The sequence below is a fragment of the Polynucleobacter sp. UK-Gri1-W3 genome (genome assembly GCF_018881595.1).
Lineage (GTDB): Bacteria > Pseudomonadota > Gammaproteobacteria > Burkholderiales > Burkholderiaceae > Polynucleobacter.
In genome coordinates this window covers 259,322-281,018 of record NZ_JACVQA010000001.1, presented here as the reverse complement: position 1 = coordinate 281,018, position 21,697 = coordinate 259,322, and the positions used below count along the sequence as shown (strand labels likewise).

The 21,697-nt window shown below is 45.8% G+C and carries 22 protein-coding genes and 1 riboswitch; of the genes, 16 read left to right on the top strand and 6 right to left on the bottom strand.

Annotation, left to right across the window (positions count from 1 at the left end):
- Nucleotides 1-47 precede the first annotated feature (47 nt).
- The 7 genes from ICN36_RS01425 to ICN36_RS01395 all read left to right on the top strand — a co-directional run bounded on the left by ICN36_RS01425 (nt 48) and on the right by ICN36_RS01395 (nt 6,353).
- Nucleotides 48-1,118, top strand: a complete 1,071-nt coding sequence (locus ICN36_RS01425; protein WP_216226681.1) for a GTP-binding protein — start codon at nt 48-50, stop codon at nt 1,116-1,118.
- A gap of 222 nt (nt 1,119-1,340) precedes the next feature.
- Complete coding sequence (gene dksA / locus ICN36_RS01420) at nt 1,341-1,718, top strand: RNA polymerase-binding protein DksA (protein ID WP_216226854.1); 378 nt, start codon at nt 1,341-1,343, stop codon at nt 1,716-1,718.
- 13 nt (nt 1,719-1,731) lie between these two features.
- Nucleotides 1,732-2,634 (top strand): acetylglutamate kinase, encoded by a 903-nt coding sequence (gene argB, locus ICN36_RS01415; protein WP_216226680.1) that lies wholly within the window; start codon nt 1,732-1,734, stop codon nt 2,632-2,634.
- Between the two features lie 18 nt (nt 2,635-2,652).
- Complete coding sequence (slmA, locus tag ICN36_RS01410; protein WP_216226679.1) at nt 2,653-3,303, top strand: nucleoid occlusion factor SlmA; 651 nt, start codon at nt 2,653-2,655, stop codon at nt 3,301-3,303.
- Nucleotides 3,300-4,439, top strand: coding sequence for a homoserine O-acetyltransferase (locus tag ICN36_RS01405; RefSeq protein WP_216226678.1), 1,140 nt, complete (start codon nt 3,300-3,302; stop codon nt 4,437-4,439). Before slmA ends, ICN36_RS01405 begins: the two co-directional genes overlap by 4 nt.
- A complete protein-coding gene (gene metW, locus ICN36_RS01400) occupies nt 4,436-5,029 on the top strand; it encodes a methionine biosynthesis protein MetW (protein WP_216226677.1) in 594 nt (197 codons plus the stop codon). Before ICN36_RS01405 ends, metW begins: the two co-directional genes overlap by 4 nt.
- On the top strand, nt 5,022-6,353 hold the full coding sequence (locus ICN36_RS01395; RefSeq protein WP_216226676.1) for an MFS transporter: 1,332 nt from the start codon (nt 5,022-5,024) through the stop codon (nt 6,351-6,353). Before metW ends, ICN36_RS01395 begins: the two co-directional genes overlap by 8 nt.
- Nucleotides 6,354-6,379: 26 nt before the next feature.
- Here the strand turns inward: ICN36_RS01395 and ICN36_RS01390 are convergent, their stop codons facing one another.
- Nucleotides 6,380-7,162: an exodeoxyribonuclease III gene (locus ICN36_RS01390; RefSeq protein WP_216226675.1), complete on the bottom strand. Its 783-nt coding sequence runs from the start codon at nt 7,160-7,162 to the stop codon at nt 6,380-6,382.
- 8 nt (nt 7,163-7,170) lie between these two features.
- On the opposite strand from ICN36_RS01390, the gene pyrE reads away from it, so the two are divergent.
- On the top strand, nt 7,171-7,839 hold the full coding sequence (pyrE, locus tag ICN36_RS01385; protein ID WP_216226674.1) for an orotate phosphoribosyltransferase: 669 nt from the start codon (nt 7,171-7,173) through the stop codon (nt 7,837-7,839).
- Between the two features lie 12 nt (nt 7,840-7,851).
- Here the strand turns inward: pyrE and dapF are convergent, their stop codons facing one another.
- The 3 genes from dapF to ICN36_RS01370 are packed head-to-tail and all read right to left on the bottom strand — an operon-like array spanning nt 7,852 to nt 10,550.
- The gene (dapF, locus tag ICN36_RS01380) at nt 7,852-8,748 is read right to left on the bottom strand and encodes a diaminopimelate epimerase (protein WP_370623390.1); all 897 of its coding nucleotides are present in this window, start codon (nt 8,746-8,748) and stop codon (nt 7,852-7,854) included.
- A 17-nt stretch (nt 8,749-8,765) separates the two neighbouring features.
- Nucleotides 8,766-9,665, bottom strand: a complete 900-nt coding sequence (locus ICN36_RS01375; protein ID WP_216226673.1) for a lipid A biosynthesis acyltransferase — start codon at nt 9,663-9,665, stop codon at nt 8,766-8,768.
- Nucleotides 9,666-9,689: 24 nt separating this feature from the next.
- The gene (locus ICN36_RS01370) at nt 9,690-10,550 is read right to left on the bottom strand and encodes a lysophospholipid acyltransferase family protein (protein WP_370623367.1); all 861 of its coding nucleotides are present in this window, start codon (nt 10,548-10,550) and stop codon (nt 9,690-9,692) included.
- A gap of 203 nt (nt 10,551-10,753) precedes the next feature.
- Here ICN36_RS01370 and metK point away from each other — a divergent pair, with 203 nt between their 5' ends.
- The 3 genes from metK (at nt 10,754) to metF (ending at nt 14,481) form a co-directional block, all read left to right on the top strand.
- Complete coding sequence (gene metK, locus ICN36_RS01365) at nt 10,754-11,920, top strand: methionine adenosyltransferase (RefSeq protein WP_216226672.1); 1,167 nt, start codon at nt 10,754-10,756, stop codon at nt 11,918-11,920.
- 67 nt (nt 11,921-11,987) lie between these two features.
- Nucleotides 11,988-12,100: riboswitch (S-adenosyl-L-homocysteine riboswitch) on the top strand.
- 61 nt (nt 12,101-12,161) lie between these two features.
- Entirely contained in the window at nt 12,162-13,607 is a 1,446-nt protein-coding gene (gene ahcY, locus ICN36_RS01360; protein ID WP_216226852.1) for an adenosylhomocysteinase, read from the top strand.
- A gap of 37 nt (nt 13,608-13,644) precedes the next feature.
- Nucleotides 13,645-14,481 (top strand): methylenetetrahydrofolate reductase [NAD(P)H], encoded by an 837-nt coding sequence (metF, locus tag ICN36_RS01355; RefSeq protein WP_216226671.1) that lies wholly within the window; start codon nt 13,645-13,647, stop codon nt 14,479-14,481.
- A gap of 9 nt (nt 14,482-14,490) precedes the next feature.
- Here metF and ICN36_RS01350 read toward each other — a convergent pair whose 3' ends face one another.
- Nucleotides 14,491-15,117, bottom strand: coding sequence for a 5-formyltetrahydrofolate cyclo-ligase (locus tag ICN36_RS01350; RefSeq protein ID WP_216226670.1), 627 nt, complete (start codon nt 15,115-15,117; stop codon nt 14,491-14,493).
- Nucleotides 15,118-15,200: 83 nt separating this feature from the next.
- On the opposite strand from ICN36_RS01350, the gene ICN36_RS01345 reads away from it, so the two are divergent.
- The 3 genes from ICN36_RS01345 to ICN36_RS01335 are packed head-to-tail and all read left to right on the top strand — an operon-like array spanning nt 15,201 to nt 19,234.
- Nucleotides 15,201-17,159: a lytic transglycosylase domain-containing protein gene (locus ICN36_RS01345; RefSeq protein WP_255531187.1), complete on the top strand. Its 1,959-nt coding sequence runs from the start codon at nt 15,201-15,203 to the stop codon at nt 17,157-17,159.
- A 36-nt stretch (nt 17,160-17,195) separates the two neighbouring features.
- Entirely contained in the window at nt 17,196-18,104 is a 909-nt protein-coding gene (locus ICN36_RS01340; RefSeq protein WP_216226669.1) for a complex I NDUFA9 subunit family protein, read from the top strand.
- On the top strand, nt 18,104-19,234 hold the full coding sequence (locus tag ICN36_RS01335; RefSeq protein WP_216226668.1) for a polynucleotide adenylyltransferase: 1,131 nt from the start codon (nt 18,104-18,106) through the stop codon (nt 19,232-19,234). The genes ICN36_RS01340 and ICN36_RS01335 overlap by 1 nt, the downstream gene beginning before the upstream one ends.
- An 11-nt stretch (nt 19,235-19,245) precedes the next feature.
- Here ICN36_RS01335 and ICN36_RS01330 read toward each other — a convergent pair whose 3' ends face one another.
- Nucleotides 19,246-20,433, bottom strand: coding sequence for a class I SAM-dependent methyltransferase (locus tag ICN36_RS01330; protein WP_216226667.1), 1,188 nt, complete (start codon nt 20,431-20,433; stop codon nt 19,246-19,248).
- A gap of 25 nt (nt 20,434-20,458) precedes the next feature.
- Here ICN36_RS01330 and ICN36_RS01325 point away from each other — a divergent pair, with 25 nt between their 5' ends.
- Together ICN36_RS01325 and ICN36_RS01320 are read left to right on the top strand one after the other, a co-directional pair.
- Nucleotides 20,459-21,268, top strand: coding sequence for an SDR family oxidoreductase (locus ICN36_RS01325; protein WP_216226666.1), 810 nt, complete (start codon nt 20,459-20,461; stop codon nt 21,266-21,268).
- A gap of 23 nt (nt 21,269-21,291) precedes the next feature.
- Nucleotides 21,292-21,687: a dihydroneopterin aldolase gene (locus ICN36_RS01320; protein WP_216226665.1), complete on the top strand. Its 396-nt coding sequence runs from the start codon at nt 21,292-21,294 to the stop codon at nt 21,685-21,687.
- Nucleotides 21,688-21,697: the final 10 nt, after the last annotated feature.

Here is a 21,697-nt window from a genome sequence, read left to right as displayed (position 1 = left end):
TTCCCGCTTTGGGAATTGTTGGCTTTTAGATTTTGATTGGATCATCCATGGCATTAATTCCGGTAACGATTTTGACGGGCTTCTTAGGAAGCGGCAAAACCACTTTGCTTAAACACATTCTGACTGAGGAGCACGGTAAAAAAATTGCTGTGATCGAGAATGAATTCGGCGAAGAAAATATTGATAACGACATCTTGGTACAAGACAACCAAGAGAATATTGTGCAAATGAGTAATGGCTGCATTTGCTGCACCATTCGCGGCGACCTTGTAGATGCCTTAAATGAGCTCTGGGAGCAGCGTAAAGATAAAAAGATTAGCTTTGATCGCGTCGTCATTGAAACTACAGGCGTTGCCAATCCTGGGCCTGTTGCCCAGACATTCTTTATGGATGATGACGTTGCTGACCATTATGTTTTGGACGCAGTAGTTACTTTAGTCGATGCCAAGCATGGCCAGCACCAGCTTAATGAGCATGAAGAGGCTCAGCGCCAAGTTGGCTTTGCAGACCAAATTTTTATTACTAAGACTGATTTAGTGACGCCTGCTGAAGTAGATGCTTTGAGCAGTCGCCTCATGCATATGAACCCGAGAGCCCCAATTACAGGCATTTCTAAGGGCGTTGTGCCTTTGAATGCCGTTTTGGACCTCAAGGGCTTTAACCTCAATGCCAAGTTAGACATTGACCCTCACTTCTTGGAGCAGGATGACCACGATCATGCTGATTGCGGTCATGACCATAGCCATGATCATGATCACAGTGCCTGCGGGCACGACCACAGTCATGATCACGAACACCATCACCATGGTCATGCCGGCCATACAGACCGCATCCAATCCTTTGTTTTTCGTAGTGATAAACCCTTTGATCACAAAAAACTGGAAGACTTTCTGGGGGGCATTCTGGAGGTCTTTGGGGAGAAGATGCTGCGCTACAAAGGCGTACTCTATGTGAAGGGAAGCAACCGAAAAGTGGTGTTCCAGGGCGTTCATCAGATGATGGGCAGCGATTTGGCTGGTCCATGGGGTGCTGAGCACAAGCAAACCCGGATGGTCTTCATAGGTATCGATTTGCCCAAGGACACCCTATTGGCTGGGCTTGAGGGATGTTTGGCCTAGCTAGATTCGGGTACAATCCGCCGCCACGGCCCAGATTGATGAATATTAATAAAAGGGCCGCAAAAGTTTGGCAGAATGAGGCAATAATGCTTTAAACCAGGAAAGAATGAGATGACGGTAAAAACAGCAACAAAACCAGCAACCGCTGCAAAAGCTAGTAGTAAAGCTGCGAGCACTAAGGTTGCAAAAGGTGCTCCACTTACTGAAGCGGAATTACTCAAGATGTCCGACAAGGACTACATGAATGCTGCCCAGCTAGATTTTTTCCGTCAAAAATTACTCACTCTTAAAAATGACATTCTGAAGAATGCATCTGAGACGACAGAGCATCTGCGTGAAAATATTTTGGTACCCGATCCCGCTGATCGTGCAACGATTGAAGAAGAGCATGCATTGGAATTACGTACTCGTGATCGTGAGCGCAAGTTGCTCAAAAAAGTAGAGCAAGCATTGACTCGCATCGAATCTGGTGATTACGGTTGGTGTGAAGAAACTGGTGAGCCAATTGGCTTGAACCGTTTGATTGCAAGGCCTACAGCCAATTTATCTCTTGAGGCTCAAGAGCGTCGCGAACTCCGTCAAAAATTATTTGGCGAATAAATTTTAAGTAGCAATGACCAAGCATTTACCGACAATTAGTGATATCTCTCCTTTATTAAAGGCAGAGATTCTGGCTGAGGCTTTACCTTACATCCGTGCATATCACGGCAAAACAATCGTGATTAAGTACGGCGGAAACGCAATGGTTGAAGAGCGCTTGAAAGAGTCCTTTGCGCGCGATGTTATTTTGTTGAAGTTGGTTGGCATGAACCCAGTAGTAGTTCATGGCGGCGGTCCTCAGATTGACGAAGCCCTCAAGAAAATTGGTAAGACCGGCACCTTTATTCAAGGTATGCGCGTAACCGATGAAGAAACCATGGAAGTAGTCGAGTGGGTTCTGGGTGGTGAAGTTCAGCAAGATATTGTGATGTTGATCAACCACTTTGGTGGCCAAGCTGTTGGCTTGACTGGTAAAGACGGTGGGCTGATTCATGCCAAGAAAATGAAGATTCCTAGCGACACAGAGCCGGGCAAGATGGTTGATATCGGTTTTGTTGGTGAGATCGAGGCAATTAATCCTGCAGTGGTTAAAGCTTTGCAGGATGATGCCTTTATTCCGGTGATTTCTCCAATTGGCTTTAGTGAAGAAGGTCAGGCTTACAACATTAATGCGGACTTAGTAGCTGGCAAGATGGCTGAAATCCTCCACGCAGAGAAGTTAGTCATGATGACTAATATTCCGGGTGTGATGGATAAAGACGGCAAGTTGCTCACAGATTTAACTGCGCGAGAAATTGACGCGCTCTTTGCTGATGGCACTATTTCTGGTGGCATGTTGCCTAAGATTTCTTCAGCATTAGATGCGGCCAAGAGCGGCGTGAATTCAGTACACATCATTGACGGCCGTATTGAGCATTCTTTGTTGTTAGAAATTCTGACTGAGCAAGCGTTCGGTACGATGATCCGTTCTAGATAATTAAGTAAATAAATAAGCATGCGTGAATCCTTAGAGCCAGCAGACATCATTGACAGCAATGCTGATGCTGGCAAGGCTCGTAAGCGTCCACGCCCCGGTGAGCGTCGTTTGCAGATTCTGCAAGTGCTTGCCGAGATGCTGCAAAACCCTAAGGCTGAGCGCGTCACTACAGCGGCATTGGCTGCCAAGATTGAAGTTTCAGAGGCGGCGCTCTATCGTCATTTTGCTAGTAAAGCGCAGATGTTCGAAGGCCTCATTTCTTTTATTGAACAAACTGTTTTCGGATTGATTAACCAAATTAATCAAAAGGAAGAGTCTGGCCTAGCTCAAGCTCGTGGCATTTTGCAAATGCTTTTGTTCTTTGCTGAGAAGAATCCTGGCATGACTCGCGTTTTACTAGGCGACGCTTTATTGCAAGAAGATGATCGCTTGCAAGAGCGTATTACTCAAGTGCTAGATCGTGTTGAAGCATCTCTAAAGCAAGCTCTGCGTATTGCCCAAACTCAGGGTGGCAACTGGGGGCAGCTGGGTCAAGAAGAGGTCAGTATCCGTGCTGCCATGTTGATGAGTTTTGTTTTGGGTCGTTGGCATCGCTTTGCCCGTAGCGGCTTTAGGAAATTGCCAACCGAAGCCTCTGATGTTAGTTTGCGCCTTCTCTTGTCAGAATGAGCGAGCTACACCTCTCTAGAAACACCATCCATTTTGCCGAGCCCCTGCCTTTGCAGAGTGGTGCTATGTTGTCTGGCTATGATTTAGTGATTGAAACTTACGGCAAGCTTAATACCGATAAAAGTAATGCTGTGCTTGTTTGCCATGCTCTGAACGCATCTCATCACGTAGCAGGCCCAAGCCCAGACAATGCAGAAGATATCGGCTGGTGGGACAACATGATTGGCCCAGGCAAGCCGGTAGATACAAATCACTTTTTTGTCATTGGCGTAAATAATTTGGGCTCTTGTTTTGGTTCAACTGGGCCGATGAGTATTAATCCAGCAACCGGCAAGCCATATGGTGCGGACTTTCCTGTTATCACGGTCGAGGACTGGGTTAATACTCAAGCCCGTTTGGCCGATAAGTTAGGTATACGAAAGTTTGCTGCAGTTATGGGTGGTAGCCTAGGCGGAATGCAGGCCATGGCTTGGGCCATTCAGTTTCCAAAGCGCATTGATCATTGCGTTGTAGTGGCATCCACCCCAAGATTGAGTGCACAAAATATTGCTTTTAACGAAGTGGCGCGTAACGCTATTTTGTCTGATCCTGATTTTTATGGCGGCAACTACTACGAGCATGGTGTTGTACCAAAACGCGGTTTGCGTTTAGCTCGTATGGTTGGGCACATTACCTACCTGTCTGATGATGACATGGCAGAAAAATTTGGCCGTGAATTACAGCGTCCTAACGGTGAATCTAATGACTATCGTTTTAGTTTTGATGTCGAGTTTGAGGTTGAGAGTTATTTACGTCATCAAGGCGATAAATTTTCAACCTACTTTGACGCCAATACCTACCTACTCATTACACGTGCACTAGATTATTTTGATCCTGCGCGTCGTTACGATGGCAGCCTGAATCGTGCGCTAGCAGAGGTTCAGGCTAAGTTTTTAGTTGTGAGCTTTTCAACCGATTGGCGTTTTCCGCCTGACCGTAGTCGCGAAATTGTGCAGTCTTTGCTGAGCAATAAGAGTGAGGTGACGTATGCAGAGATTGATGCGCCACATGGGCATGATGCATTCTTGTTAGATGATGAGCGTTACCATAACCTCGTTAGAGCTTACTTTAAGCAAATGCGTGAGGCTCAAGCATGAGTAATTTCACTAAGCGCGCTGACTTTGCCTCCATAGCCAATTGGATTGCACCAAATACCCAGGTATTAGATTTGGGGTGTGGCGATGGTAGTTTTTTGGAGTTCTTGCAGAAATTAAAACCTGTTCATGCTTATGGCGTTGAGATTGATGATTCTCGCGTACTCTCTTGCGTACAAAAAGGCTTGAATGTCATTCAGCAAGATTTAGAGGGCGGCTTAGCGCTCTTTGAGGATAGTAGCTTTGATACGGTCGTGTTGTCACAAACTTTGCAAACTATTCATCAGACGGAAAAGATTTTGCGTGAAGTGGTTCGTGTGGGCAAGGAGTCAGTCATCTCCTTTCCAAACTTTGGACATTGGTCGCATCGCTTGGCTGTGGGTCTTGGACGCATGCCAGTATCTAAGAGCCTGCCTTACCAGTGGTACAACACGCCAAACGTACGCGTACTCACTGTCGCTGACTTTGAGAAGTTGGCATCAAGTCTTGGTCTGAAGGTAATCGATCAATGCATCTTGCATGAGGGTCGACAAGTAACTTTGATGCCAAATCTATTTGGCAGTCTCGCATTGTTCCGCATTCGTCGTGCCTAACAAACAACTCAATGTAGTGAAGTCCTGGCTTCAAGACTTTCGGGTTTATCTCGAATGGCCCTGCTTACGCATGCTGTTCTTGGGTTTCTCAGCAGGCCTTCCCTTATTGCTTATTCTTGGCACTCTCAGTTTTTGGTTGCGTGAGGCTGGCATTGATCGCAGCACCATTGGTTACTTAACTTGGGTAGGTCTGATATATGCCTTTAAGTGGGTTTGGGCTCCACTCGTAGATCGATTACAAATTCCTTTATTGACTAAGTTATTTGGCCGCCGTCGCAGCTGGTTACTTTTTGCCCAAGCCCTCATCATTCTAGGTCTTGTTGGCATGTCGACTTTAGACCCTAAGCTTGCACTTAATTCGATTGTTTGGTGTGCGCTGGTAGTGGCTTTTGGATCTGCGACTCAAGATATCGCCTTAGATGCTTTTCGTATTGAGTCGGCCAATAGCGACCATCAAGCAGCCCTGGCAGCCACTTATCAAACGGGATATCGATTGGCTTTGATATGGGCTGGTGCCGGAGTTCTCTGGCTTGCTGCTAGGGCAGAAACAGGCAGCGGCTACGACGCAAGTGCATGGCAATTTGCCTATCTGTGTATGGCAGCCTCTATTGGTGTGGGCGTCATTACCACTCTCTTGAGCAAGGAGCCGGCAAGATATGAATTAGCAAAAGTTCGCACTGCTAAAGCATGGCTTTACCAAACCCTAGTTGAGCCATTTGCTGAATTTATTACGCGCTATCGCTGGCACGCCGTATTGATTCTGTCTTTAATTGCCATCTACCGTATAAGCGATGTCGTGATGGGCATCATGGCTAACCCGTTTTATGTCGATATGGGTTACACCAAAGATGAAGTCGCAGCTGTAAGCAAAGTATTTGGTGTGGTGATGACTTTAGTGGGCGCCTTTGTAGGCGGTGTGCTCACACTGCGCTTTGGTGTTTTACGAATTCTATTTGTGGGCGCGGTTCTCTCAGCTGTTAGTAATGTATTGTTTGCATGGCTAGCAACCCAAGGCCATGATTTGCATGGTTTGGTTTGGGTGATATCTGCAGACAACTTAAGCTCGGGTATTGCCAGTGCAGCCTTTATTGCTTTCTTATCTTCATTAACCAATATCCGCTACTCCGCAACTCAGTACGCCTTATTTAGCTCTATGATGCTCCTCTTGCCTAAATGGCTAGCGGGCTTTTCCGGAGTATTTGTAGATAACTTTGGATACCAAGCATTCTTCTATGGCACGGCCATCATTGGCGCGCCAGTCCTACTGCTTATTTGGGCAACGATTCATTTTAAGATCGTCCAGATCAAAAAAGAAGGGGAATAATTCCCCCACCCTTTTTTACGGTGCGCTTAAAGTTTCCAGTCGTAATCCACTGTGAGTGGCGCATGGTCTGAGAATTTCTCCTCTTTGTATACGGCGGTTTTCTTGGCGGTGCCAGCAATGCCAGGCGTAGTGATGTGATAGTCAATGCGCCAGCCAACATTCTTTGCATACGCCTGGCCTCGATTACTCCACCAGGTGTAGCAAGTCTCAGTTGCTTCTGTTTCGAGCTGTCGATAGACGTCTACGTAACCCACTTTGCTAAAGAGATTAGTAAGCCATGCACGCTCTTCAGGTAAGAAGCCAGAATTTTTGAGATTGCCTTTCCAATTCTTCAGATCAATTTCCTGGTGAGCAATATTGACGTCACCACAAAGAACAATTTCACGACCAGACTTTTTTAAGGAAACGAGATGTGGCAGAAAACTATCGAGATAGCGGTATTTAGCCTCTTGACGCTCTGGTGAGCTTGAGCCCGAGGGCATATAGACAGAAATGACAGAAAGCCCTTTAAAGCGTGCCTCTACATAGCGCCCTTCTGCATCAAACTCTTCATTGCCATAGCCGTACAAGACCTGATCTGGCTTATGGGGCGTATAAATACCGCAACCGCTGTAACCCTTTTTTTCGGCATGATGGAAAAAGCCATGCATACCATCAGGATTGAGGATGGCATCCTCCAGATCATCGCGTTGAGCTTTGAGCTCTTGCATACAAATGAAGTCTGCTTTTTGCTTAACGGCCCATGGCAGAAAGCCCTTTTTGACTGCGGAACGGATACCGTTGAGGTTCGCGGAAATGATGCGTAACATATAGGCCTATGAGCTCAAATAATTCAAATCAAGATAACTTTATTCGTTTTGCCTTAGAGGCAAAGGTTTTGTCCTTCGGGGAGTTTAAAACCAAAGCAGGAAGACTCTCTCCTTATTTCTTTAATGCTGGCGAATTTAATGACGGCGCACGTTTGAGCGCATTAGGCCGTTACTATGCCAAAGCCTTGCAAGAGTCAGGTATTAATTTCGATATGCTTTATGGCCCAGCATACAAGGGCATTACATTGGCGGCTGCTACAGCTATTGCCTTGGCAGATAACGGTATCAATGTGCCTTATGCCTACAACCGAAAAGAAGCAAAAGACCATGGTGAAGGCGGCATGCTGGTTGGCGCACCCGTCAAAGGCCGAGTAGTCATCATTGATGATGTGATTTCAGCGGGTACTTCAGTAAGAGAATCAGTTGATCTGATTCGTGGTGCTGGCGCAGAGCCGGCAGCCGTCCTTATTGCTCTAGATCGTATGGAGCGCTCAGGTAATGCGATTGATATTGGAGATAAGTCTGCAGTGCAAGCTGTAGAGCAAGAGTTTGGTTTGCCAGTCATTGCGATTGCTAACTTAGCTGGTTTGATGTCATTTTTGATGGCGTCAAGCGATACCCAACTAACAAATTATTTACCCGCAGTAAAAGCCTATCGCGATACATACGGCATTTAAGAGCAACAGCTTTTAGATTGTTGTTTCGCCTTCGAAGACGGTAACTGCTGGGCCAGTCATGATGACGGGTTGAGCAATATCATTGATGAAGCCGCCCCACGCAATCTGAAGGTCACCACCTCGCGTATGTACTTTCACGGGGGAATCTAACAGGCCTCTGCGTATGCCGGAAACAACTGCTGCACAAGCGCCAGTACCGCAGGCTAAGGTTTCCCCAGCACCGCGTTCGAAGACGCGTAACTTGATTTCATGGCGATTGATCGCTTGCAGGTAACCCACGTTTACTTTTTTAGGAAACGCTTCAAACTTTTCAATCTCAGGTCCTTCTTCTAGAACGGGCGCACTATCGACATCTCCAACCACCTGCACAGCGTGTGGATTGCCCATGGAAAGAACACCAACCAAACTGTCATGGGTTGCTGGGTAATTGAGGGGAAGTTCGTACAGCGTTTCTTGAAACTCTTGTACGGTTGCCAAGCCATTGGCATTAAATGGAATATGACTGTGCTCAAAAATTGGTGCGCCCATATCCACCTCAACCTGGCCATCCGGATGGGACTTGAGAGTCAGAACGGTGTGTGCCACTTCCACGCGTAATGGATTCTTATTGGAAAGACCTTGATCTAATACAAAGCGTACAAAGCAGCGCGAGCCATTGCCGCATTGCTCTACCTCACCGCCGTCAGCATTAAAAATGCGGTATCTAAAATCAGCATCAGGACGCGTGGCTTTTTCAACCAGGAGAATTTGATCTGCACCAATTCCAAATTGACGATGGGCTAATGCTTGCCATTGCTCGCGGGTAATGTTGCTGAGATCTTGGTCGATGCCATTGAGCACAATAAAATCATTACCAGCACCATGCATTTTGGTGAAGCGAATTTTGCGTACGGGATTGCTGGTATTGATGCTCAAAATGATTCCGTTTAATCGTAAAGACTAGGTTCGCCTTCGGGTCTATGTTTAAAGCGCTTATGAACCCAATAGTACTCTGCTGGTCTTTCGCGAACAAGCTCCTCAATGTATTGATTTAAGCGAGCGGTATCTTTTTCAACATCATCACTAGGAAAGTTCGGCAATGGCTCGCTGATATGGCAGGTATAGCCTTTACGATCTTTATTTAAGGTAGTTGTCATAAGGCACACCTCAGCCCCGCTCAGCCTTGCTAGGCGGGAGACGGAAGTAATGGTATTGGTCTGTATGCCAAAGAAAGGCACAAAGACGGAGTCACGAGGGCCCAAGTCAATGTCGGGGGCAATAAAAATAAAGTTACCCGTTTGAATTTCTCGGATGAGATCACGTAAGCGACTTTGTCTCTCGATCGATTTGCCGCCAAAGCGATTTCTCCACTCAATCATTTTTTGATTGAAGAAAGGATTCTTCATGTTTTGGTACAGCCCTGCGCCGCTTGGCCAGTCGTGTTGGTTAGCCAATACTGAAAGTGCCATGAAGCCGCCTTCAAGCCCAACAAAGTGTGGGTTAATCAGCAGGCGTGGCTTGCGATCTCCCAGCGTAATTGCCGATTCGATTGTGACAATGTCGGTAATTTGTTTGCCACTACCAAGCCAAATGCGGCTTCTCTCTAGTACGCTACGACCGAATAATTTCCAGTGCTCTATTGCAAGATCGTCAATTTCTTTTTCGCTGAGATTGGGAAAGCACAAGCGCAAATTGGTTTTTACAACATGGGTACGACTATTTGGAGTATGGGCTGCAAGCCAGCCTAGGCCGTAGCCTACATGGACGGTAATGGTGTAAGGGAGGAAGGCAAAAAGGCGCAAGAGATTGAGCGCCAAGAAATTAAAGAGGTTTTGTAACCAGGTCATTTCAAAAAATGATAACGAATTGATTTAATTGCTTGGAGGTAATTCTGCGCCAGCAGGATGCTTGTAGCGGTTATATGACCAAATAAATTGTTCTGGTGCGATGAGAACGGCGTTTTCAATCGCCATATTGAGTTCTGCCGCAGCGATGTTGGCATCTTCAGACAAAGGAGTAAGGCGAGTTGCCTGCATAAGCCATCCCTGGCCAATGCCTTTGCGTTTGGCAGAAAACATGACTACCGGTGTGTTGTTGCGATTGGCAAGTCGAGCGGGTAATGGTGTTGTGTAGGCGGGGCGTCCAAAAAATGGTACCCAAACACCTTCGCCACCACTAGGCACTTGATCTGGAAGAATGCCAATTGCTTCACCTCGAGTGAGTGCTCTAGTCATTTGGCGCACACCATTGAGGTTGGTCGGCACGAAATGCATATTTGGGTAAGCGCGACCTTCTTCCACTACTTGATTGAGCCATTCTTGGCGCGATGGTCTATAGAGAATCGTTGCTGGAAAATGTTGGGCAAGTACGCGCGGGATGATTTCAAAGCCACCAAGGTGAGGTGTAAGCATGACCAAGCCATGGCCTTCACCGATCGCCGCTTCAACTACATCCCAGTTTTGCACTTCAACCAACTTCAGCGCTTTTGCGGGGTTACGCCAAATCCATAAGCTGTCTGAAAACAACATTCCGGAGGCTCTCACCGCTCCCCACAGCTTGAATGGCAAGCCATGCGTATTCACTACAGCTTCGTATTGGGGTCGAAAGAGTGAGCGGTATTGCTCGGAGCCAATATATGCCAGCATGCCTAAAAAGGCCCCTATGACCTGCACTAGCGCTAGGGGGAGCACGGCAATCGTATTCAGGCAGAGCTTTAGAAGGAGTTTTTGCACCCCCCAATGATATTCAATGCCGCTCTCGGTGTGTGGATTTCAGTTCGATTTGCTGAATTAAGTGCTTTTCAGATAAAATTGCTTCATCGCTGAGTTAAGGCAACTTGCAGGGCGATTCATAAATTCTGCTAAAGCGTCGCCGTTGTAGTTCCTGGCACGTCGAGTTGTCCCTATGATCGTGTTAATTATTAAAGGAATATGCAATGGCAAATGATTACTTCTTCACCTCAGAATCTGTTTCTGAAGGTCATCCCGATAAAGTAGCAGACCAAATCTCTGATTCGATCTTAGACGCCATCCTGGCTCAAGATCCTACTGCACGCGTTGCAGCAGAAACTTTGTGCAACACCGGCTTAGTAGTTTTAGCTGGTGAAATTACTACTAACGCTAACGTTGATTACATCCAAGTTGCGCGCAATACCTTGCGTGAAATCGGTTACGACAATACTGACTACGGTATCGACTACAAAGGTTGCGCAGTCTTAGTTGCTTATGACAAGCAAAGTCCTGACATTGCTCAAGGCGTTGATAAAGCCCATGATGACGGCTTAGATCAAGGTGCTGGCGACCAAGGCCTTATGTTTGGTTACGCTTGCGATGAAACTGCAGAGCTCATGCCTTTGCCAATTCACTTGTCACACCGTTTAGTTGAACGTCAATCCCAATTGCGTCGCGATGGCCGTTTGAACTGGTTGCGCCCTGATGCGAAGTCACAAGTGACCTTGCGTTATGTGGATGGCAAGCCTGACTCTATTGACACCGTTGTGTTGTCCACTCAGCATGATGAAAATATTTCTCTCGAAAAATTGCGCGAAGCGGTTATTGAAGAAATCATCAAACCAGTATTGCCTAAGCATTTGATCAAAGGTGCAATTAACTTCTTAGTTAACCCAACAGGTCGTTTCGTTATCGGCGGCCCACAAGGCGATTGCGGTCTAACTGGTCGCAAAATTATTGTGGATACCTACGGTGGTGCAGCCCCTCACGGTGGTGGCGCTTTCTCCGGTAAAGATCCCTCTAAGGTTGACCGCTCTGCTGCATACGCTGGACGTTATGTTGCGAAGAACGTAGTGGCTGCTGGTTTAGCTAGCAAGTGCTTGATTCAGATCTCTTATGCGATTGGTGTTGCTAAGCCAACTTCAGTAATGGTGAGCACATTTGGTACTGGCAAGATTTCTGATGAGAAGATTGCTCAATTGGTTTCTGAGCACTTTGATTTGCGTCCAAAAGGTATCGTGAAGATGCTTAATCTCTTGCGCCCAATTTATAAGAAGACTGCTGCTTATGGCCACTTTGGTCGCGAAGAGCCAGAATTTACTTGGGAGCAAACAGATAAAGCAGCTGTATTACGTGCGGCAGCAGGCCTATAAGCAGGAAATAAGCAGTTTGTAGTTGTATTAAGGCGAAATATGCCGTAATTGTTTACAATTGCGGCATACCTTCAAGGAGCGTTGCAAGGAATGCTGAGACCCAGCACTTCCCCAGGCTTGAAGGGAGTGGACTCTAAGGTAACCCCCGGAGTTTGCTAATTGCAACCGCGCTCGCTAACCCATGATTCAATGGCTAGCGAGTTTCTACTCCAGCGTTGGATCGTATTTAGCTGGAGCATTAATGAATACCGTTTCTGATTTAAATAACTTTGTTGCAACACGTTGCGCAATTGCTGACATCTCTTTGGCTGACTTTGGCCGTAAAGAAATCGCCATTGCTGAAACTGAGATGCCTGGCTTAGTTGCCATTCGTGATGAATTTGCTGCACAACAGCCATTGCGTGGCGCACGCATTACTGGTTCATTGCACATGACTATTCAAACGGCAGTCTTGATCGAGACACTTGAGGCGCTCGGCGCTGAAGTTCAGTGGGCCTCTTGCAATATTTTCTCTACACAAGACCATGCTGCTGCTGCAATTGCTGCAAATGGCACACCAGTGTTTGCCATCAAAGGCGAAACGCTTGAGCAGTACTGGGACTTTACCCACCGTATTTTTGAGTGGGCTGATGGCGGCTACACCAATATGATTTTGGATGATGGCGGCGATGCAACTTTGTTATTGCACCTTGGTGCACGTGCTGAAAAAGATCAAGCTTGTTTAAGCAATCCAACTAGTGAAGAAGAAACTATTTTGTTTGCAGCCATTAAGAAAAAATTGGTACAAGACCCAACTTGGTATTCAACGCGCTTAGAAAAAGTTAAAGGCGTTACAGAAGAGACTACTACTGGCGTACATCGCTTGTATCAAATGTTTGCTAAGGGCGAGTTGAAGTTCCCTGCAATTAACGTAAATGACTCTGTCACTAAGAGCAAGTTCGACAACCTTTACGGTTGCCGTGAGTCTTTAGTAGATGCGATCAAGCGTGCTACTGACGTTATGGTTGCCGGTAAGGTAGCAGTAGTTTGTGGCTACGGCGATGTGGGTAAAGGTTCAGCTCAAGCATTACGCGCTTTATCCGCTCAAGTCTGGGTTACTGAAGTAGATCCAATTTGTGCATTGCAAGCTGCAATGGAAGGCTATCGTGTTGTAACAATGGATTACGCTGCTGACAAGGCAGACATTTTTGTTTCTGCAACAGGTAACTACCACGTGATTACACATGACCACATGGCAAAGATGAAGAATCAGGCCATCGTTTGTAACATCGGCCACTTTGATAATGAGATCGATGTTGCTGGTATTGAGAAATACAAGTGGGAAGAAATCAAGCCACAAGTTGACCATGTCATTTTCCCCGCAGCCAATGGCAAGCCTGAAAAGCGCATCATCATTTTGGCTAAAGGTCGTTTGGTTAACCTAGGTTGCGGTACAGGACATCCTTCATACGTCATGAGCTCTTCATTTGCAAACCAAGTGATTGCTCAAATCGAATTGTGGAATGCAGTAGGTACAGATAAATACCCAGTCGGTGTTTACACCCTGCCTAAGCATTTGGATGAGAAAGTTGCTCGTTTACAGCTCAAGACTCTGAATGCAGAGTTAACTGTGTTGTCAGATCAGCAAGCTTCTTATATTGGTGTAACGAAGCAAGGCCCATACAAGGCTGACCACTACCGTTATTAATCCATTCATTCTTCAATAGATACCTAGGCCCAAAATCATGGAATTAAGCGTTGAATTCTTTCCTCCAAAAACACCTGAAGGTGAGAGTAAGTTGCATCTTGTACGTGAGCGTTTTTCTGAAACACTCAAGCCCGCTTTTTATTCCGTGACATTTGGTGCCGGTGGTTCTACTCAGTCCGGCACGTTAAAGGTAGTGGGCGACATTCATGCTGCTGGTGCAGCAGTTGCTCCCCACCTATCTTGTGTTGGTAGTTCACGTGAGAGCGTGCGCGAAATGCTCAAGCAATATCAAGCCTTAGGCGTGAAGCGTATTGTGGCTTTGCGCGGTGACTTGCCATCTGGCATGGGTCAGTATGGCGAGTTTCATCATGCCAATGAATTAGTAGAATTTATTCGTACAGAGACAGGCGATTGGTTTCATATCGATGTAGCCGCTTATCCAGAAACACATCCGCAGGCAAAGTCGCCTGCTAGCGATATCGATTTCTTTGTGCAAAAAATGAAGGCGGGTGCAAACTCTGCTGTTACTCAGTATTTTTATAATAGCGATGCTTATTTTCGCTTTGTTGATGAAGCATATGACTTAGGTGTTACACAGCCGATCATTGCTGGCATTATGCCGATCACAAACAGTAGTCAGTTATTGAGATTTTCTGATGCATGTGGTGCAGAGATTCCACGTTGGATTCGTTTGCGTCTCCAGTCTTATGGCGACGACATTGCTTCTATCCGTGCATTTGGTGAAGAAGTTGTCACAGACCTGTGTGACCAGCTACTAGCTGTTGGTGCACCAGGTATTCATTTCTACTCGCTAAATCAAGCTGATGCAGTTTTATCGATTGCCGATAACTTAGGATTAACAAAGAAAAACTAAGGCATTCATTTAGCGAAGTAAACCAGACTCCGTCAAGAGTAAATCTAAAGGCTCATCATGAGTTTGGGCCGCCCACTGAGAGTCATCTAATTTTTGCCAATTAAACCCAACCCCCATGCAAATGAGGTTTGGGTTATCTTTTCGTAGCTGTGCCAAAGTCCGGTCGAAATAGCCCCCGCCATAGCCCAAGCGCCAGTAGCGTGACTTGCCATTCAAAACCGAGCTAGACCAGCCAACGCAGGGAATAAGAATGCAGTCTGGAATCAGTTGTTGTCTATTCTCGTTTTCTGGGTCGGGCTCTGGAACGCCGTGTGCGCTTGGAATTAAGGCGTCTCCTTCTTGCCACTCGAAAAAATCAAGATGTTTATCGGGCCGCGCATAGGGTAGCGCAAGTCGATTCTGAGCACCATTCTTCATCCAACTTAATAAGGTTGGACGTAAATCAACTTCATTCTGAATTGGCCAATAAAGCGCTATAGAACGAATGAAATTGCCCTCATTTGCCAAAAAATGATTGATGCCCGCAATCAAGCCCGCCTCTGCAGCACCATAGCCATTCCCAGAAGCAAATTCTTTGCGTTGTTTTAATAAATCTTGGCGAAGAGATTTTGGTGAATTACCGTGCATATCAACCATTATCAGGCGAAAATTAAAGGATATAGTAATCAATAACTACAGGGCCTATGCCTTGTAAATAAAGATGGGGTTAGATCGCAATAATGAAGTCTGTAATAGTGAACGGCAAATACCTCCAATTGGCCAAAATCCTAGTTTTGGGCCTAGCTCTAAGCATGTCAAATTCTTTTGCAGAAAAGCTGAAAAAGCCAAGTCTGCCCAAGTCCTATGAGAGTAAGGCTGCGCCAGCTGAAATTACCGATACTGATCGGATGTTTGTTGATTTACGTGAAGCTGCTAAAAAGAATGATGTATTTCGTACTCAGCAGCTTTCATCTAATTTGGCTAACTACCCATTTGATGACTATGTAGCCTACTTCCGCATCAAACCACAATTATTTGATAGTGCTGGTGGCCCACGTAATGATTACGGTGCAGATGCTCAGGTAGTTGCATTCTTGAATCAATATCAAGGCACTGCATTGGCTGACCGTATGCGCAATGATTGGTTGTTAGTTTTGGGTAAGCGTAAAGACTGGGCGCGTTTTGATGTGGAGTATGCCAAGTTTGTATTGGATGACGATACGCAAGTGAAGTGCTACTCCCTGTTATCTAAATTGTCGCAAGGCGAGAACCCAACGAAGTTAGCTCTTGATTCACGAGCAATCTTGCTGGATCCAAGTTATTTTGGACAAGCATGCCAAGAATTAGTGCCTTCATTGGTTGCTGCTGGCGGCATGTCTCCGAGTGAAGCCAAGGCTCTTGGTCGTGCAGCAAGCGAGAAGGGCTTTGACACAATGGCACGCCGCCTTGGTGGCGAAGATCCAATTGGGGATATTGTGAAAGCCGCAAAGGCTGATCCATCTAAAGCCTATCGTGATTTTTCTCAAAACGCATCTCGTTACAGCAAAGAGAATCAAGCTGTTGCATGGGGTGTGATCGGGCAATTTTTAGCCAAGAAATTAGATCCTAACGCAGATGACGCATATCGTTTGCAGCAAGAGCTTGGCTACAACGAACTCCTTTCGGTTGAGTCGCAAGAGTGGAAGGTGCGTGCAGGCTTGCGTGCTAAAGATTGGACCCTAGTTAAAAATGCGATTGATGGCATGAACCCAGCAGTCCGAACCAAAGATCCTGCATGGGCTTATTGGTATGGTCGTGCACTCAAGGTTGAAGGTCAAGATGCAAAAGCTAAAGACAGCTTTGAAATGATTGCCGATCAATATAACTTTTATGGCCAGCTTGCACGCGAAGAGTTGGGTAAATCCAATAATGCACCTGCTAAAACTAAGGTTACTGAGCAAGAGATTGATGCCATGGCGAGCCGCAAGGGCTTTATTCGTGGCGAGCGCTTGTATGCCATGAATCTTCGCTTTGAAGGCAATCGCGAGTGGAATTGGGAATTGCGTAATATGACCGATAAGCAATTGTTGGCTGCCGCAGAGTATGCAAAGCGAATCAATTTATATGATCGTGTTGTCAATACTGCTGATCGGACTAAGCAAGAGCATGATTTTAGTTTACGCTACCCAACTCCGTACAAAGAAGAGTTATCTCCGATTGCAAGACAGATTGATTTAAATCTTGCTTGGGCGTATGGCTTGATTCGTCAAGAGTCGCGCTTCATTATGAGTGCCGCTTCTTCTGTGGGCGCATCTGGACTAATGCAGGTGATGCCGAACACAGCAAAGTACGTGGCTAAGAAAATTGGTATGACAAATTACACCAATGACAAGTTGAGCGATACCGGTACGAACCTGACATTGGGCAGTAATTATTTAAATATGGTCCTCGTCGATCTGGATGGTTCTTGGGTATTAGCTTCTGCGGCCTATAACGCAGGGCCTTCTCGCTCAAAGGCTTGGCGTGAAAAACTACCTGGTCCTACTGAGGGAGCCATTTTTGCTGAAACCATTCCATTTACTGAGACACGCGTCTATGTAAAAAATGTGCTCTCTAATGCTACTTACTATTCCTCGGTAATGAATGGTCAGACCCAATCTTTAAAGCAGCGCTTAGGCGTTATTACGCCCAAAGCCGCTACTCAATCCGAGCTTCCTTAAACTATTTATCGCTACATAAAGCAAAGAAAGTTTTCTATGAAATATGACACTCTTCTGATCGGCGGCAATGGATTTGTGGGACGAGGCATTGCTGCGCAACTTCAGCTAGCGGGTTATTCAGTATTGGTACCTACTGGTCATTTATTTGCTGCGCGTGAATTACGCATGTTGCCTAAAGTGCATGTAGAAGAAGCCGATATTCATGAGTTTGATGAACTTCAGAGTCTTTGTGGGCGCATTAAGCCAAACGGCGCTGTGATTAATTTGGTTGGTGTATTACACGATAAGCCGGCCATGCCTTATGGGAAGGTATTTAAAGCCGCCCACGTGGAGCTTCCTAAAAATATTATTACTGCGATGCAGTTGCATGGCCTAAAACGCTATTTACATATGAGCGCATTGGGTGCTGACTCTCATGGCCCGTCAATGTATCAGCGCAGCAAAGGTGATGGCGAAGCTGCAGTCAAAGCTAGTAATATAGCTTGGACTATCTTTAGGCCTTCAGTCATCTTTGGTGCCCAGGATCAGTTCATTAATTTGTTCTCTAAATTGACTAAGCTGCTTCCGGCAATGCCATTAGCAAATTATCAAGCGCAGTTCCAGCCCGTGAGCGTGGATGATGTTGCATCTGCATTTGTTAAGTCCTTATCGATGCCTCAAACGATTCATCAGTCTTATGATTTGGTGGGACCAACGGTTTACACCATGAAGGAAATTGTTGAGTTTGCTGCACGTAAGGCCAAAACCTCTTGCGTCATTATTCCTGTGCCGGCCTTTGTGGGCTATTTACAAGCATTGGCATTTGAATTTTTGCCAGGCCCAACATTGATGTCGCGTGACAATATTGCCTCAATGCAATTACCTAATACTTTGCCAGTAAACGGTATCGATGCATTGCCGGATGTATTCAAAATGAGTCGTCGCAGCCTCGAGGGCATGCAGTAATGAAAATCTACGCAGTAGGGGGAGCCATTAGGGATACCCTCATGGGTCTGCCTGTACACGATATTGATTATGTTGTGGTGGGGTCCAGCGCAGAAGAAATGGTAGCTAAAGGCTTTCGGCCTGTTGGTAAAGATTTCCCAGTGTTTTTGCATCCAGAGACGCAGGCGGAATATGCCCTTGCACGTACCGAGCGTAAGACTGGTCAGGGCTATAAAGGCTTTCATTTTTATGCCGATCCTTCCGTCACTCTAGAGCAAGACTTAGAACGCCGTGATTTAACAATCAATGCAATGGCGCAAGAAGTGGGCGCTGATGACAAACAATTTGGTCCCATTATTGATCCTTATAACGGCCAAGAAGATCTGGCTAGTAAAGTCTTTCGACATGTATCAGATGCATTTGCAGAAGACCCATTGCGCTTGCTGCGCATAGCTCGCTTTGCTGCGCGCTTCCCTGAATTTAGTGTTGCTGATGAAACACTTGTCGCCTTAAAAGCGATTGTTCAATCAGGCGAGTTAAATGCTTTATCAGCAGAACGTATTTGGCAGGAGTTGGCTAGAGGCTTAGTTGCCTCAAAGCCGATGCACCTGTTTCAAGTCCTTTTAAATACTGGCGCTGCGAAAACTATATTGCCACCTACATTGGCTGCCAGCCTATCTGAGGAGCCATTTAGGGAGGAGTTGATTTCACACTTTGCTTTGGCTGGAAATGGCATCGAAGAACGCTGCGCGATTGCTTTAATGGGCTTATCTGCAAGTGAAATTCGTTCATGGTCTGAATGCATTCGCATACCAATTGACGTGCGAGATTTCAGTGAGATATTTAGTGACCTTACCGCTTTAGTAAACAAGCATCTCAATAATTCTTATCAGCCAATAGATGTTCTGGCTTGGTTTAATCGAGCAGATGTTTGGCGTAAACCAGATCGAGCACAAGCAATTTTGAATTTAGCAGAAAAATTGCGCATGAATGTTTTTCCTTTGATTAATGCAATGCGCACCACGCAAGCCATTAACACCGCAGAAATTATCGCCGGTGTAGCTGCAGAAGACAGATCCAACGGTGAGCGCATTGGCATCGCATTTGAGGTTGCCAGGTTAGCTGCGATCACACAAGCCCTAGAAGCTTAAACAGCCAAGAGCTATAGCCTATTTCTACCGCGTAATCCAGGCAGATCTTCCAATACATGACCTGGTAGTAAGTCATCTAATTTTTTCGAGAATGCAAAAGCTTTAAAGAGCTCACCCATTTCCGCCTCAGACAATAACTTTTGTAAAGAATTGGAAATCGGTAGGAAGGTTTCTGGATTACTTGGGTCGCCAATTTCTAGCGCAATATCACCAATGCCTGCATCCAGCAAGTAAGCCGCTTGATTGGTGAGATAAGCATCATCTGCGTTTTGGGTTAATGCACTACGAGCAATTTGGGACCACTCAACATGAGTAGTTAAGTCGCAAAGACCGGGTAGATAAAATGGGTCTTGAATTGCGTGATGGCGATGATGGGCCATTAACGTACCTTCAAGTCTTTGCGGATGGTAGTACTCACTCTCAGGAAACCCATAGTCAAATGTGAGGAATAGCCCGACATCTAAATGCTTAGCAACTTGCTGCATCCATGCGTTTGCTGGCGTGTGCAGTTCGGTGACATAACCTTCTGACAAGTTGCCGTTGAGAAGGCTTTCGGGAAGTAATTGTTGTTCGACGGGTGCGCCGACTTTCCAGATTAGATTGTCGTTTTCAAAAGTAACGCCATACCAATACCAAAATCCATTTTGATAAGTAATCGCATCGCAAGGAATGGCATCAATCACTTCATTTGCCAAAATAACGCCTTTGAAATTTTCTGGCAATTGATTAAGCCAACTGCATTGCGTGTCAAGATTGAGTAGCTTGAGCGTGTCACCAATTCTTTCTTGCTGACGTTGGGCTAAGTCTGGAGAGATTTCAATAATGTCGTAACGGTCTACATGAAAGTCGAGATCATTGAGGCGGGTCAGAATGGAGGTGGCGAGTTTCCCAGTCCCCGCACCAAACTCTAAAATTTGAGTTGGTAGACCTTTTGCCTTTAGCCCCTTAAGTACTGGCAGAAGGGTAGAGCAAATAGCTGCGCCAAAAAGAGGGCTTAATTCTGGGGCAGTAGTGAAATCGCCGCCAGTACCAAGTTTGTGGGCACCAGCGCTGTAATAACCCATTCCAGGCTCATATAAGGCCATCTCCATATAGCGAGAAAATGGGAGCCAGCCGCCCTTTGAGCTGATTTGAGAGGCTATTTTGGCCTTTAAAAGAGCGCTATGCTCCGCTTCAAGGCTGGTCAAGGTAATATCCATAGCTCGCTAGTCTAAGAGAATTTAATTGAACCCTAGTTCAACATCCCCATCCCAGCAAGTGAAAGCCGTTTTAGTGACTGGCGCTGCAAAGCGTCTGGGTCGAGAAATTGCCTTGCAGTTTGCCCGTCAGGGCTGGGATGTTGCCGTTCATTATGGGCGATCGGACCAAGAGGCTGCGCAAACCGTTGAAGAAATTCAGGGCTTAGGGGTTAAGGCTCAGGCCTTTCAGGCGGATTTGGCTGTTGAAGGGGGAGCAAAAGCCCTTTTCTTAGCCGCAATCAAGAGCTTTCCTAATTTGGATTGCCTAGTAAATAGCGCATCGATATTTGAATATGACCGTGCCAATTCAAATACCCCATTGAGCGCGAAACTTTTGCAAGAGCATATGCAGGTCAATTTGACGGCGCCAATTTTGTTATCTCAACTGATGTTTGAGTATCAAAAAAATAAACCTAATAAATCCGATGTGATCCCTGCGGTGATTCAATTGCTGGACCAAAAATTAATTAACCCCAATCCAGATTACTTGTCTTACACATTATCTAAGGCAGCATTACTATCTTCGGTTGAATTGTTAGCTATGGATTTTGCGCCACATCTGCGAGTAGTCGGATTGGCACCAGGAATCTCTTTGCCATCAGGCGATCAAACGATTGATGGCTTTTCTAAAGCGCATCAAATGACGCCACTAGGAAGATCCTCAACGCCCCTAGACATTGCAAAAGCAGCAGTATTTTTAGCTGAGTCTGGCGCCATTACTGGAACCACTTTGTATGTAGATGGCGGACAACATTTATTGCCTTCATCACGTGATGTGATGTTTAAAACCAATTAAGTATTTTTAAAAAGTAAATATACATGCACGCCATTCTTTCTCATCCTGCTCTTCTTGACTGTCGCCGTTTATTTCTTCAGGACTATGAGATTTATATCAATATTGGTGTTCATGACTTTGAGAAAAAAGCAGAGCAACGCGTCATCCTCAATGTGGATTTGTATATTCCCTTGGGAGTGAATACCCCTACCAATGATCAATTAGATGAAGTGGTGGATTACGACTTTATGCGTGAAACCATTAAAGCAAGAGCCTCTAAGGGCCATATTCATTTGCAGGAGACCTTTTGTGATGACATTGTGACCGCAATGCTGCTTCACCCAAAGGTATTAGCAGCGCGTGTGAGCACAGCTAAGCCTGATGTGTATCCAGATTGTCACTCGGTTGGTGTTGAAGTATTTCGTATAAAGACTTCTTAAAAAAGAATTA

Excerpts from the sequence above, each read along its gene's own strand:
- ICN36_RS01425 (WP_216226681.1), top strand. The coding sequence starts at position 48 with ATGGCATTAATTCCGGTAACGATTTTGACGGGCTTCTTAGGAAGCGGC.
- dksA (WP_216226854.1), top strand. The coding sequence starts at position 1,341 with ATGTCCGACAAGGACTACATGAATGCTGCCCAGCTAGATTTTTTCCGT.
- argB (WP_216226680.1), top strand. The coding sequence starts at position 1,732 with ATGACCAAGCATTTACCGACAATTAGTGATATCTCTCCTTTATTAAAG.
- slmA (WP_216226679.1), top strand. The coding sequence starts at position 2,653 with ATGCGTGAATCCTTAGAGCCAGCAGACATCATTGACAGCAATGCTGAT.
- ICN36_RS01405 (WP_216226678.1), top strand. The coding sequence starts at position 3,300 with ATGAGCGAGCTACACCTCTCTAGAAACACCATCCATTTTGCCGAGCCC.
- metW (WP_216226677.1), top strand. The coding sequence starts at position 4,436 with ATGAGTAATTTCACTAAGCGCGCTGACTTTGCCTCCATAGCCAATTGG.
- ICN36_RS01390 (WP_216226675.1), bottom strand. The coding sequence starts at position 7,162 with ATGTTACGCATCATTTCCGCGAACCTCAACGGTATCCGTTCCGCAGTC.
- pyrE (WP_216226674.1), top strand. The coding sequence starts at position 7,171 with ATGAGCTCAAATAATTCAAATCAAGATAACTTTATTCGTTTTGCCTTA.
- ICN36_RS01375 (WP_216226673.1), bottom strand. The coding sequence starts at position 9,665 with ATGACCTGGTTACAAAACCTCTTTAATTTCTTGGCGCTCAATCTCTTG.
- metK (WP_216226672.1), top strand. The coding sequence starts at position 10,754 with ATGGCAAATGATTACTTCTTCACCTCAGAATCTGTTTCTGAAGGTCAT.
- ahcY (WP_216226852.1), top strand. The coding sequence starts at position 12,162 with ATGAATACCGTTTCTGATTTAAATAACTTTGTTGCAACACGTTGCGCA.
- metF (WP_216226671.1), top strand. The coding sequence starts at position 13,645 with ATGGAATTAAGCGTTGAATTCTTTCCTCCAAAAACACCTGAAGGTGAG.
- ICN36_RS01350 (WP_216226670.1), bottom strand. The coding sequence starts at position 15,117 with ATGGTTGATATGCACGGTAATTCACCAAAATCTCTTCGCCAAGATTTA.
- ICN36_RS01345 (WP_255531187.1), top strand. The coding sequence starts at position 15,201 with ATGAAGTCTGTAATAGTGAACGGCAAATACCTCCAATTGGCCAAAATC.
- ICN36_RS01340 (WP_216226669.1), top strand. The coding sequence starts at position 17,196 with ATGAAATATGACACTCTTCTGATCGGCGGCAATGGATTTGTGGGACGA.
- ICN36_RS01335 (WP_216226668.1), top strand. The coding sequence starts at position 18,104 with ATGAAAATCTACGCAGTAGGGGGAGCCATTAGGGATACCCTCATGGGT.
- ICN36_RS01330 (WP_216226667.1), bottom strand. The coding sequence starts at position 20,433 with ATGGATATTACCTTGACCAGCCTTGAAGCGGAGCATAGCGCTCTTTTA.
- ICN36_RS01320 (WP_216226665.1), top strand. The coding sequence starts at position 21,292 with ATGCACGCCATTCTTTCTCATCCTGCTCTTCTTGACTGTCGCCGTTTA.